The organism is Pedobacter sp. PLR (assembly GCF_026239675.1).
Lineage (GTDB): Bacteria > Bacteroidota > Bacteroidia > Sphingobacteriales > Sphingobacteriaceae > Pedobacter.
In genome coordinates, this window is record NZ_JAPIVQ010000007.1 from 144,272 (window position 1) to 158,035 (window position 13,764).

Sequence of the window (13,764 nt, forward strand, 5' to 3'; positions counted from 1 at the left end):
AAGCTTCCATAAAAAACAAGACCCAACATGACCCGCTTTAAATTTTCATGGCTGGCCGTCCTGCTGCTTTTCACAGGCACCTCCGGCTTCGCACAGCTGTCTGATTCCGCGTATGTACGCCAGAATTACACAAAAATAGAACGCAATATCGCAATGCGCGACGGCATTAAATTATTTACTGCCATTTATATCCCGAAGGATAAAAAGAACAAATACCCCTTCATGATCAACAGGACTCCTTATACGGTTTCCCCTTACGGTGAAGATAAATTCAAAACCACGCTTGGCCCCTCTCCGCTATTTCTTAGAGAAGGCTTTATTTTCGTGTACCAGGATGTCCGCGGAAAATGGATGAGCGAAGGCGAATTTGTTGATGTAAGGCCACATAACGGTCAAAAGAAAGGAAGGAAAGATATCGATGAGAGTTCTGATACTTATGACACCATCGAATGGCTGCTTAAAAACATCCCTGACAACAACGGCAAAGCCGGAATCTATGGCACCTCCTACCCGGGATTTTACTCCTCGGCAGCATTGCCAGGTGCACATAAAGCACTAAAAGCAGTATCGCCACAAGCACCGGTTACCGACTGGTTTTTGGGTGATGACTTTCACCACAACGGCGCTTTTATGCTGGCAGATGCCTTTAGCTTTTACTCCTCTTTTGGCGTACCCAGACCAAAACCCATCACCCCGGATAAAGGACCTAAACCTTTCCATTATGGAATCACCGACAATTACCGCTTTTACCTGGATTTAGGGGCGTTAAAAAATGTGAAAGAAAAATACTTCGCTGATAGCATTCAGTTCTGGAACGACCTGATGGCACATGGTAACTATGATGAGTTCTGGAAGAACAGGAACATCAGACCACATTTAAAAGGCGTAAAACCAGCAGTACTCGTGGTTGGCGGATTCTTTGATGCCGAAGATGCTTATGGTGCATTACATACTTATAAAGCAATTGAAGATCAAAACCCGGGGGCAAAAAATAACCTTGTCATGGGCCCATGGTTCCATGGCGGATGGTCAAGAAGTACCGGCGAAAGCTTCGGCGACATCAACTTCGGACAAGCAACCAGTACCTCGTACCAGAAAAACCTGGAATTCCCTTTCTTTATGCAATACCTGAAAAATTCAGCCGATGCTAAACTTGCAGAAGCCAATATCTTCGTAACCGGTAGTAATGAATGGAAAGGTTTTGAAACCTGGCCACCAAAAAACACAGAAACAAAAAACCTTTACTTCCAGCCGGAAGGAAAATTGAGTTTCGAAAAACCAAACGCTAAAGAGAGCTTTAACCAATATGAAAGCGATCCTAATGCACCAGTTCCTTATCAGGATGGCGTACAAGCGAGAAGAACCAGAGAATACATGATCGATGACCAGCGCTTTGCTGCCCGCCGACCGGATGTACAGGTTTTTCAAACCGCAGTATTGACGGAAGATATGACCATGGCAGGCCCGTTAATGGCAAATCTGGTGGTTTCTACCACCGGAACCGACGCAGATTATGTAGTCAAACTGATCGATGTATACCCTGAGGATGCCGTTGCAATGGAGCCAAACCCTAAAAACATCATCATGGGTGGCTATCAAATGCTGGTACGCGGCGAAGTGATGCGCGGGAAATTCAGAAACAGTTTTGAGAATCCTGAACCATTTACACCCGGACAAATCACCAAAGTAAACTACAGCATTCCTGATGTGGCGCATACCTTCAAAAAAGGCCACCGCATCATGATCCAGGTTCAAAACTCCTGGTTCCCATTGGTAGACAGAAACCCGCAGATATTTACAGACATCTACCATGCGGCAGACAGTGATTTTAAAAAAGCAACACACCGCATTTACCACGATACCAATAATGCCTCAGCGATATCAGTAACCCTGTTAAAGCCTTAATTTAAAAATGAAAAAGATTTTATACCTATTCCTGACCTTAGCCAGCATCAGCCAGCTGGCTAAGGCACAGTTGATGAAGCCGAAGCCCGCGTTTAGTCGCGCAGATACCCTTAGAGGCACTTTAAGTCCCTTGCGCAGTTGTTACGATATCAATTACTACCACCTCGATGTGAAAGTCGACATTGACCAGAAGGCCATCAGCGGCAGCAATGAATTCCGCTTTACCGCCACTCAGAATTTCAATAAGCTACAATTCGACCTGTTTGCCAACCTGAAAGTAGAAAAGGTAATCTACAAAAACCAGGAACTTCCTTTCACAAGGGAATTCAATGCCGTATTTGTAACCTTCCCTACAATCATAAAAAAAGGCAGTAAAGAAAGCTTCACCGTTTTTTACTCGGGAAATCCGATCATTGCCAAAACACCACCATGGGATGGCGGCTTTATTTTCAGTAAAGACAAATCGGGCAATCCATGGGTATCTATGGCCTGTCAGGGATTGGGTGCCAGCAGCTGGTGGCCAACAAAAGACCATCAAAGTGATGAAGTAGACAGCATGATGATCAGTATCAGTGTGCCTAAAGGACTTCAGGACGTTTCCAACGGACGCTTAAGAAACATCGTGGAAAAACCTGATGGCTATACGCAATACAACTGGTTTGTCAGCAACCCGATCAACAACTATAACGTAGCCTTGTATATTGGGAAATATGCACACTGGACCGATGAGTTTCCAGGTGAAAAAGGAAAACTCGATATCGATTACTGGTCTTTAAAAGAAGACAGCACCAGGGCACGTCCACACTGGGATGCCGATGTAAAACCGATGCTCAAGTCATTTGAACACTGGTTTGGCCCCTATCCATTCTATGAAGACGGTTATAAACTGGTTCAGGCACCACACCTTGGTATGGAGCACCAGAGCGCAGTTGCTTATGGCAACCAGTTTAAAAAAGGCTATTTAGGCCGGGACCTTTCCGGTTCAGGCTATGGCATGAAATTCGATTTCATTACCATCCATGAAAGCGGGCATGAGTGGTTTGGAAACAATATCACCGCCAAAGATATTGCTGATATGTGGATCCATGAAAGCTTTACCAACTATTCTGAGACCTTGTTTACCGAATCTACACAAGGAAAAGAAGCAAGTAGCGCCTATGTCATCGGAATCAGAAAGGCCATTGCCAACGATATACCAATCATAGGTACCTATGGTGTCAACCATGAAGGTTCCGGAGATATGTATTATAAAGGTGCCAATATGGTACATACCATCAGACAACTGATCAACGATGACGAAAAGTTCAGAGGCATCCTGAGAGGGATGAACAAAACCTTTTACCATAAAACCGTTACTACCGAAGAAATAGAAAACTATATCGCCAAACAAAGTGGGTTAAAGCTCAGCAAAGTATTCGATCAGTATTTGAGAACCACAATGGTTCCGGTACTGGAATATAAAATCGAGGGAAACAAACTGACTTACCGCTGGACGGAAACCGTAAAAGGGTTTGATATGCCGGTAAAAGTAAGCTTGAAACCCGGCGAATTCTCCCTGATTTACCCGACCACAAAATGGAAAACCATCATTTTAAAAGATGGAATAACTCCGGATAATTTCCAGGCAGATCCTAACTTTTATATAAAAACTAAAAATATATTATAAATATTCACAAAACACTGCAACAAAAGGGAATAGCGCTGCGTCTTATAGAAAACCGAAACAATATGAAAAAATTAAGTTTACTATTATCATTTGCATTATTAAGCCTTGGATTATACAGCCAGGCTAATGCAGCTATAAGAATCAGCGCTACCCATCTTTTGGATGAAGAAAGAAAAGTGAGCAACTTCACAGGAATAGCCGTTGGCGGCTCCCTTAAGGTATATGTAAAACTTGGAAACACGGAAAGCTTAAGGCTGGAAGGCGACCAGGAAGCCATAGACCAGCTGATTACAGAAGTGAAAGATGGAACCTTATCCATCAGGCCTAAAAAATCAGAATGGAAACAATGGTTCAAGAAATATGGCAATACCAAAGTGACGGCTTACATCACCGCTAAAAAGCTAACCAGCCTGGCGATGTCGGGATCAGGAAGTATTGAAGTGGAACAAACTATAAATACCAGTTCATTAGATGTGGCACTTAGTGGCTCCGGAAATATTAAAGCCAGCGTGAATGCCCAGAATTTTGAAGCTGCCATTAGTGGTTCCGGCGGTATGAACATCAGCGGAAAAGCAAAAAAAGCGGAAATAGCTGTTAGTGGATCCGGAGGATTTTCCGGCAGAGCATTCTCAGCAGAGGATGTTGATGCACATGTTAGCGGTTCGGGATCAGTCCACATTGATGTACAAAAAAGCCTGGATGCAGCCACCAGTGGTTCTGGCAGCGTAAACTACACCGGAAATCCAACAGTAACCAAAACAGCATCTGGTTCCGGAAGAGTAAGAAAATCGGATTAGAAACTTCCTGGATAAAAAAAGCCCCGTGTCTCAATTTAGACACGGGGCTTTTCTATGGACTTTCTATTACCAACCCGGGTTCTGTACCAGATTCTTCCCTTTCTCCAATTCATTATAAGCAATCGGCTGCAGGTATTGTTTGGTCTCAAATACCCTGGTTTCTACCACTACTCTTTGAAAAAAAGTATTGGCATCACCGTTCATATTCATGCCATAAAAAGCTCCTCCTTGTTTACCCTTCCCGGAAGGATTTTCGGCAATCATCCACCTACGCACATCAAAATAACGCTGTCCTTCGGTGCAAAGCTCTACCCTGCTTTCTCTTCTGATGGCTGCACGTTGAAGCTCCTGATTCCCGGAAATCGAGGAATTAAGCGTTTCCAACTTCGGAATTCCGGCTCTTTCCCTAACCATATTCACATATTTAAGGATCAATGCGTTTGAAGGATCTACTTCATTCAAGGCCTCAGCATAGAGCAAATAAAACTCTGCTAGCCTGAAAACGATAGAAGGCCGGAACACATTAGCTACCCCCGGACTGGTTTTATGAACTTTTCTATTGAAACGTTTATAAAGCATATAACCGCTCAGGGTATACTGACCACTCCTGTCGTTTGGAGAACCCACAAAGAAATTGATCTCTTTATTAGAAATATGCCACTTTCTTCCGGCAAAAAACACCGTATTATAAAAACGAGCTTCCCTGTTCACATACATATTTGACACATTAACCCCGTTATAAGCACTTTTACCCGTCTCTGTATACAGTGGTGAAGCAGGCAAAAATCCAGCATCATTTATCGGAAGACCATCTTTCATATAGAAATCATCTACCAATTCCTGAACCACACCAGTGCTTCCTAAACCATTAGGTTCACTTCTCGGTGTAGAGCGACGGTCTAACTGATCACCATCCATACCCGCAAATCCATTTTTTGAAGTCGCCCAAATGATCTCTTTATTATACACCTGAAAAAGATCATACACCGATTTATCGGGATCCAGCAGGCCATTTGTATAAGCCTTATACAACTCATAATTCCCCTGTTCGGCGAAATCTATGAATTCCTTTAATGCGGCAACAGCTTTCGTCCATTTGGCAGGATCTTTTGCCGGGAATAATCGCTTCCCATCCGGGTTGATCAACGCTAAAGCCGGTGTATAACCACCGTTTAACAAAGGACTGGCTGCATACATCCAGAGCTTTGCTTTCACGGCCAGGGCCACACCCTTCGTCGGATTTGCCAGATACTGCTCATCTGTAATCGCCGACTGCGGCAATAAAGTCGCGGCATTAGTCAGTTCCTGATCAATAAAAGCAATTACCTCATCCAATGGTCGTCTTGGCAGATCAAGATCAGCAGTAGGTTCCAACGAATGATCGAGGATTGGGATAGGCCCATATTGCTCGAACAACAAATAATGATAATAGGCGCGCATAAACAGCGTATTTGCTCTCATCGTCTTAAATTCTGCTTCTGTAAGCTGATCTGCATCCGATCCGGTGGACATAATCGGCTTCGCTTTTTCCAGGAAAATATTGGCCTGCCGGATCAACTGATACAGCGTTCCCCATCTTTGAAAGCCCATATTGGTGCTGTTCTTAGCGGAAATATTATACCTTGCTGCATCTCCATAACCCACCGTAAGTTCGTCGGTCATGGCTGTCCAGGGATTATGAAGCCCGTTCATACCTACTCCAATAATGGTAGAATAATCCGGTACTCCTGACATCACATTGGCATACCAGCGCTTGGTATAACCAGGGTTTTCAAAAATCTGATCTGTGGAAGTTAAGCCACCAGCCAATTCATCTGATACATCTAAATAACCTTTCTTACAAGCCGTTGTGGCCGATATTAAGAAAAATACAATGACCCATATTTTTAATTTCATCTTTATCTTATTTATAGGTTTTTAAAAAGACACTTCTAAACCGAAGGTGTAAGTACTTGGCAAGGGATAAGCATTTCCGGCATTGACATTTCCAACTTCCGGATCCCAATACTTGATATCGTCCCAAACACCCAGATTATAGCCCATTACATAAACTCTTGCCGTTTGTAACATCAGCTTATTTAGAAATGACTTCGGTAGATTGTAACCAACCTCTACGTTTTTAAGTCGCAGAAAACTGCCACTTCTAAGCCAGAAAGTACTGGCTACCACATTGTTCGCATTATTAACATTCCCACTATGGATTCTTGGCATCAGCGCATTTTGGTCCGGATTGGCTGCTGTCCACCTGTCTAATGCAAAAGTTCTATAATTAGACTGGTCATTTCCCCAGGTAAATGGAGACCAACCTTCAGGGGTTACACCACCCAGAATAACCGAAGTATTTGAGGTTCCCTGAAAAAATGCACTGGCATAAAAGCCTTTATACTCTACATTTAAACCAAAACCATACACCACTTCAGGTTTGTCCGGATAAGCCAGACCACCTCTTTGCCTGTCAAAAGCATCGATTTTCCCATCTCCGTTTAAGTCTTTATACCTGATATCTCCGGGGCCTATTAAACCGCCCAGTGTTGGTGTTGGCAGGCCTGGTTTCAGCTGATAAGATTCCGTGCCATTCGGATTTTTGCCGATGGTAAAATCTTCTCTGGTATACAGTCCATCCGCAATATAAAGCACCTGTTCTCCTACTCTTGTTCCTGTAGTTGCCATCCATGGATAAGGCTGTGTCAGTTCATCAAACTCGGTAATTTTATTTCTGGCGAAAGTATAAGTACCTCTGGCACTCAGTTTAAATTCACCGATAGTCTGCCTGGCATTAATCGTTCCGTCAAAGCCATGATTTTTCACCTTACCAAAATTTTGCCATGGTGCCGATCTAAAACCTGCCAGGTTTGGAATAGTCTTTCTTTGCAATAAGATTCCTGTTCTTTCTGATTTGAAATAATCCGCTTCAATTTCAATTCTTCCATTAAACAAGCCCAGGTTAACTCCGTAATTTTGTTTGTCTTCGATCTCCCAAACTAAATATGGTGCTTCAAATCGTCCTTCCACAATTCCAGCTCCATAGCCATTTACACCTCCGGAAGTACTCATCCCCTGGTTAAAACCTCCGGCATCCATGGCATAGGTCGGGCGATATAAAAATCGATCCGTTCCTGTATTGTCGTTACCGGTACGCCCGATAGAGGCACGAAATTTCAGGTTTGAAACCACTTGTTTCAATGCTTCCGGATAAAACTTCTCATTAGATACCTGATAACCCAGACCAACAGCTGGGAAAAATCCAAAACGGAAATTCTCTGCAAAAGCCTCACTACCGGTATAACCAAAATTCCCTTCCACAAAATAACGGTCATCATAACCATAGGTTACCCGACCTACCACACTTTGCTTTCTAAAGGCCAGTGGGTCATTCCAGTTCTGAGTTTCCTTTTGCATGTATAGGGCCATTGCGCCTACCGTATGCTTGCCAAAAGTCCGGTTATAATTCAAGGCGCTTTCGATGTAAACTTTCTTTACTGAGCTACTCGTTGCCGTTGCAGTTCCCAGATCCGGACTTCCGGAAAAGGTTTTGGAGAAGATCAGCTTACCATTGGCATCTCTACCCGTTGCGAAATAACGACTCGGATTATAGCCCCTGCGCGAACCGAAATCTCCGTCGTAGTCATAACTGATGTTCCCTCTTAAGGAAAGTCCTTCTGTGATAAAATTCAACTTCTGATTGATACGCACATTAGATTGTATGCCACTTCTCCATTCCTTCGCATAACCAGAATTCATCAATTGATTGTAAGGATTTCTCATGTTGTTATCGCGCTCCTGCTTATAAGTCGCAATGGTTCCATCGCTATATCTTGCAGGGAAAATGTAAGGTGGCGTCAACAACATCTGGCGAAAGATACTAGCGGTTCCAATTCCCGGATAACTGGTCATCAGGTATTGTCCGCTCAGGTCTACACTAACGGTAGTTGTCTTAGAAATATCAAGATCTACATTGCTTCTCAGGTTGTATCTTTTTAACCCAATATTAGTATCATATCTATTGTCAGGACTATCTTTAAAGATTCCATTTTCTCCGTAATAAGCACCCGACACAAAATAACGTGCCTTTTCTGTACCACCACGGGCATTAATGGTATACCTCTGATTTGCGGTTGTCTTTTTCAACAGCTCGTCCATCCAATTGGTATTCGGATAGAGGTCCGGATCCGCATTGGTACGATATTTATCAATCAGCTCTTCAGAAAATATCGGTGATAAACCATCATTGGCCAGGGCTTCATTGTATAAGTTCAGATAATCTACAGAGCCTACAAATTCCGGAAGCCGCGTTGGTTTTGCAATACTATGTTCCGTCCGGAAAGTGATGACCGGCTTTTGCACTTTCCCCCTTTTGGAGGTGATCAGGATTACCCCATTCGCACCCTCAGCACCATAAACAGCAGTTGCTGCCGCATCCTTCAATACGGAGAAGGTTTCAATTTCATCAGGCTCAATATCACTGATTTTCCTTGGAACCCCATCTACCAGTACCAGCGGAGAACTCCCCCCGGCAAAAGTACTAATCCCTCTGATCCAAAAATCGGAGTTGTCATAACCCGGTTCACCGGAGCGCTGAATCGCGAGTACCCCGGATACCTGACCGGCAATATTATTGGTTAAACTCCGCGTAGGAAACCTCAGTTGATCCCCTTTTACACTGCTAATGGAACTTACTACACTTTCTTTTTTCTGTGTACCGTAACCTACGACCACTACATCTTTCAGGTTATTTTCATCAGAATGCATCACCACATTGATATCGTCTATGCCACGCACCGCAATTTTTTGTGTTTTATACCCCACATAGGCAAAGACTAAACTGTCTTTCAGCTCCACTTCAATGGAATACTTACCGGTATTCCCGGTCACGGTACCTTTATCGGTTCCCATTACACGGACGGAAACACCAGGTACTGGCAGGTCCATTTCATCTTTTACCAGACCAGAAACCTTGAAATTAACGATACTCTTTTTCGAGGGTAAGGATGGTCTCTCTTTGACAATGATGGTTCCCGGTTCTAATACATAGGTTAGCGGTTGATTGATAAAACAGGCGGCTAAAACACTTTCCAGGGATGCTTTTTTAACATTTATAGTGACCGGTCTCGCTGCATCAATATTGGTTGAGATAATGAGCAGATTATAGCCAGTTTGTTTTTTTATTGACTTTAAAACATTTTCAAGTCTGGCATTAGTCTCCGATAAAGTAACTTTTTTCTGAGCAATGGTGCTGGCATTTACATGCAGTAAGACTGTGGTTAGCAGTATAATGGTGAGTTTCATGCTGAGTAGAATTTTCTTCCCCATACTGGAATTCCAGTACGATTTTAAATCGTAAATTTTCATACATTTGAATAGTTTGGTTTAGGAAAATGAGGGCAAATTTCCCTCATCATCTTTGGTTGCAGGTAAAATCGTTTGAATGTAATTGACTGTCTAATCCAAATTTTTATAAGCCGGGGTGCACTAACACTCCGGTTTTTTTTTGAAAGATCAGTAAGCGTAACCAGGTAGTATTATGGCATCACTGAAACCCTCCTTCCTTGCACTTTAAATTTAAACTTGTCTGTTTTTTCCAGCATGCGGAGTACTGTCGGCAAATCTGTATTACGGGAAACTGACCCGATTACTTTCACATGGTTCAGGCTACCATCATAAGCGATGTCTACATCGTACCAGCGCGATAATTTCTTTAATATCCCTTCCAGATTGTCGTTTTCGAAAACAAAAAAGCCATTCTTCCAGGCGATCACTTCTTCCACATCGATCTCTTTGATTTTCAGGCCCGCATTACTCCTAACCGATTGCTGTCCGGGTACTAGCAGTTGAGTTCCAATCTTAACGGAACCTTCCAGCAGTGTGGTTTTGAGGCTAGATTCATTAGAGTAACTACTTACATTAAAATGCGTGCCCAGTACTTCTACCCTTTCTTTTAAGTCCCCGGCAGCTATGGCCATCACTTTAAAAGGCTTAAACTTGTCTTTGGCCACTTCAAAATAAGCCTCCCCCCTGAGCTCCACCTCACGTTTGTCCAGATTTGCAAAACTAGCAGGGAATTTTAGTGAAGATGCCGCATTGAGCCATACTTTAGTTCCATCCGGCAATACAATCTGATATTGTCCGCCTTTGGGTGTTTCCAGTACATTATATTCCAGAGGAACTTTCTTGCCTGAAATCTGCCCGGAAACAGGTTCTGAAACCGACCCGGCTTCCAAATCTTTCATGACCTGATAAATCAACTCGCCGTCTTTGGTTTTTACAATGGAGATTCCCGATTCCTGAGCAAGGTTGCCATTTCCGATGTCGTTTAAAAACAGTCTGGTGCCATCCGACAAGGTTAAAATGGCTTCGTTGCCTCCAGGAGCAATCGGTTTTGCAACAATGGGATTTACTGATTTTATAGCATTCTGATTCCCGAAAAACACCAATGCAACAGAAACTGTCAATAAAATTGATGCTGCCAAAGCATATTTAAGACTCAGATATTTTTGTGGTGCTTTAAAAATACGGCTCCGAATGCTTCCGGTACTTTGCTTACTTTCAGCACTTAGTTTACTTTCCATGCCTTTGTCAGTGCCTAAAATAAGTGCCAAACGCTGGTCAAGACGTTTTTGCAAATAATCATCAATTTCATTGGGCTGGACTTCTGAGGCTAAAGTATTCCGTATTAACTGCCCATAACGCTTCTGGTACTGCGCTTCATTTATTTTACGAAGGAAGTCCTCAAGTTCCGTTTCAGAACATTGATTATTCAATAACCGATGAAATTCATTTGAGATAGGGTCCTTCATTTGCAAAGCATTCTTTGACTAAAGACGCTTCAAAAAATAATATGGGGGGGGGCAATTATATAATTTTTATCTGAGCAATAAGAAGAGCAAAATACTCATCGAGATATCCAGGTGATCTATCAGATACGCTTTGACCAAAAAGCTGGCCTTCGTTAAATACTCCTTTACAGTATGGACAGATATCCCCATTTCTTCGGCAGCTTCTTTATAGGTATATCCCTCTATTTTACAGAGTTGATATACTTTCCTTTGTTGAGCCGACAATTTATTTAACGCTTTTTCAAGCAGTTCTTCGCTTTGTTTCAAGTGCAGCGCTTCTTCGATATGCGAATAATACTCTGTAACCACACTGCGAAAGCGTTCCTGCATCTTTTGGTTACGCTGAAGTTTTCTAAAAAAATCATAAACCAGATTTTGTCCTGTTTTATAGAGATAAGCTTTAAAATCGATAGCGTTATGAATCAACTCCCTTTTATGCCAGATTTTTGTGAAAAGTTCCTGAACCAGTTCCTCGGCAATTTGCCCGTCTTTCACCATTTTCAGGATATTGACATACATCTGTCCGCTGTACATTTTATAAAAATGGGTAAATACAGATTTGTCGCCATTTTTAAGTTTAAGCAACAATTCTATCTGGCCATTATCTTTTAACTCTTCCTCAGCCATTCAGCGTAATATTTGTCTAAGTTGAGAACCAAATATAATAACTTAACTGAGATATATAGCCCAAATAATCTATGCTAAACTTCCTTAGGGAATGCTTCAGCAGGGAGATTCTTGTGGATATTTCCAGGAAATATAAAAAAGATCAGGTAGTGTAAAAATCCCTATCATACTTTAGATTATTTACTTTATAATGAACAGAACTTTCCATAACTAACTTGTCATCATTAAAAATGGCCAGATTATAGCGCTTTTCATTCATTGCGCTCTTGTACTCTACCGCGTCAAAACCCGTATTCACAAAGGAATTGTGTGGGCAGATCATCGAGATGAACATCCTGCTTACGCACAGGTTTAGAAAATTCATTTTCCAGTTTTTGCAGATAAGGGCGGAACCTGATAAATTCGTCGGTTACAAAACTTTGGTCCATGATCTCAAATGGCCCAAAATTGGCTATATTTTTTAGCGAGACCACATTGAGCGGTTCAGTTAACACAAATTTCCCGATAAAAACACCCTCATGACGATTGTTGGCCAGCGTAGAGAAATTGGTTGGAGAGATCACAGAAGTTGCCGAAGTCATCATACAAAGCTATTAACAATCCACGGTAAATTAATTACGCGCAGCCAGCACGAAAACTTTAAAGAACAATCATAAAAAAAGTCCCGTATCGAAATTCGACACGGGACTTTTTCCTATACTTAAGAAAGCTTAGATACCTAACAGTAATCTTGCCGGATCTTCTAATAATTGTTTAACTCTTACTAAGAATCCTACAGACTCTCTGCCATCAATGATACGGTGATCATAAGACAATGCTAAATACATCATCGGACGAATCACAACCTCACCTTTTTCTGCAATAGGACGCTCAATGATATTGTGCATACCTAAGATCGCTGATTGTGGAGAGTTGATGATTGGCGTAGACATCATAGATCCGAAAACACCACCGTTAGTGATGGTGAACGTACCACCTGTCATCTCTTCGATAGTCAATTTGCTATCACGAGCTTTAGTAGCCAATTCAATAACTGTTTTTTCAATCTGAGCCAAAGTCATGCTTTCTGCATTTCTGATGATTGGAACAACCAATCCTTTAGGTGCAGACACAGCAATAGAAACATCTACAAAATCATTGTAAACGATCTCTTCACCATCAAGTCTGGCATTTACAGCAGGGAAATCTTTCGCTGCTTCACAAACTGCTTTAGTGAAGAAACTCATGAAACCTAAACCAACACCATATTTTTCTTTAAACTGATCTTTATATTTTCCACGAAGGTCCATGATTGGTTTCATGTTTACCTCGTTAAAAGTAGTCAACATCGCTGTTTCGTTTTTCACCGCTACCAAACGTTTGGCAACAGTCTTACGTAATGGCGACAGTTTTTGTCTACGTTCTGCTCTTGCGCCGGCAACGGCAGCAACAACTGGCGCAGCAACAGGAGCAGCAGCTTTAGGGCTTGCTTTTTCTGCTTTTAACGCGTCTTCTTTAGTGATTCTTCCGTCAACACCAGTACCTTTTACAGCAGCAGCTTCTACACCTTTTTCTGCAAGGATTTTTCCGGCAGAAGGAGAAGGTGTACCAGTAGCATAGCTATCTCCGGATTTTGCAGCAGCTACAGGAGCCGCGGCTTTATCTTCAGCAACAGCTGCTTTAGGAGCTTCTTCTGCTTTAGCAGCAGGAGCAGCACCACCTTCTTCAATATTACAAACTACTGCACCAATAGCAAGGGTATCACCTTCGCCAGCAACAATTCTTAAAGTTCCAGCCTGTTCTGCAGTTAATTCAAAAGTTGCTTTATCAGATTCTAATTCCGCAATTACTTCATCCATTTCTACTGCATCACCATCATTTTTTATCCAACGAGACAAAACAACTTCGGTGATCGACTCGCCTACTGGCGGAACTTTTATTTCTATACTCATAACTG

General features: G+C 42.3%; 9 protein-coding genes. 3 read left to right on the plus strand and 6 right to left on the minus strand.

Features of this window, described 5'->3' with window-relative positions:
• The first annotated feature begins 27 nt into the window (after positions 1-27).
• The 3 genes from OQX61_RS18090 (at position 28) to OQX61_RS18100 (ending at position 4,368) form a co-directional block, all read left to right on the plus strand.
• Entirely contained in the window at positions 28-1,905 is a 1,878-nt protein-coding gene (locus OQX61_RS18090; RefSeq protein WP_265843208.1) for a CocE/NonD family hydrolase, read from the plus strand.
• Between the two features lie 7 nt (positions 1,906-1,912).
• On the plus strand, positions 1,913-3,571 hold the full coding sequence (locus tag OQX61_RS18095) for a M1 family metallopeptidase (protein ID WP_265843209.1): 1,659 nt from the start codon (positions 1,913-1,915) through the stop codon (positions 3,569-3,571).
• Positions 3,572-3,633: 62 nt separating this feature from the next.
• Complete coding sequence (locus OQX61_RS18100; RefSeq protein WP_265843210.1) at positions 3,634-4,368, plus strand: head GIN domain-containing protein; 735 nt, start codon at positions 3,634-3,636, stop codon at positions 4,366-4,368.
• A 66-nt stretch (positions 4,369-4,434) separates the two neighbouring features.
• Here the strand turns inward: OQX61_RS18100 and OQX61_RS18105 are convergent, their stop codons facing one another.
• The 6 genes from OQX61_RS18105 to odhB form a co-directional block, all read right to left on the minus strand.
• On the minus strand, positions 4,435-6,264 hold the full coding sequence (locus OQX61_RS18105) for a RagB/SusD family nutrient uptake outer membrane protein (protein ID WP_265843211.1): 1,830 nt from the start codon (positions 6,262-6,264) through the stop codon (positions 4,435-4,437).
• A gap of 21 nt (positions 6,265-6,285) precedes the next feature.
• Positions 6,286-9,717: a TonB-dependent receptor gene (locus OQX61_RS18110; RefSeq protein ID WP_265843212.1), complete on the minus strand. Its 3,432-nt coding sequence runs from the start codon at positions 9,715-9,717 to the stop codon at positions 6,286-6,288.
• A gap of 170 nt (positions 9,718-9,887) precedes the next feature.
• Positions 9,888-11,162 carry a FecR domain-containing protein gene (locus OQX61_RS18115; protein ID WP_265843213.1) on the minus strand — a complete coding sequence of 425 codons (1,275 nt, stop codon included), beginning with the start codon at positions 11,160-11,162 and terminating at the stop codon, positions 9,888-9,890.
• Between the two features lie 66 nt (positions 11,163-11,228).
• The gene (locus OQX61_RS18120; RefSeq protein ID WP_265843214.1) at positions 11,229-11,828 is read right to left on the minus strand and encodes a sigma-70 family RNA polymerase sigma factor; all 600 of its coding nucleotides are present in this window, start codon (positions 11,826-11,828) and stop codon (positions 11,229-11,231) included.
• A gap of 281 nt (positions 11,829-12,109) precedes the next feature.
• A complete protein-coding gene (locus OQX61_RS18125) occupies positions 12,110-12,412 on the minus strand; it encodes a hypothetical protein (protein ID WP_265843215.1) in 303 nt (100 codons plus the stop codon).
• A gap of 126 nt (positions 12,413-12,538) precedes the next feature.
• Positions 12,539-13,759 carry a 2-oxoglutarate dehydrogenase complex dihydrolipoyllysine-residue succinyltransferase gene (odhB, locus tag OQX61_RS18130; RefSeq protein WP_265843216.1) on the minus strand — a complete coding sequence of 407 codons (1,221 nt, stop codon included), beginning with the start codon at positions 13,757-13,759 and terminating at the stop codon, positions 12,539-12,541.
• Positions 13,760-13,764: the final 5 nt, after the last annotated feature.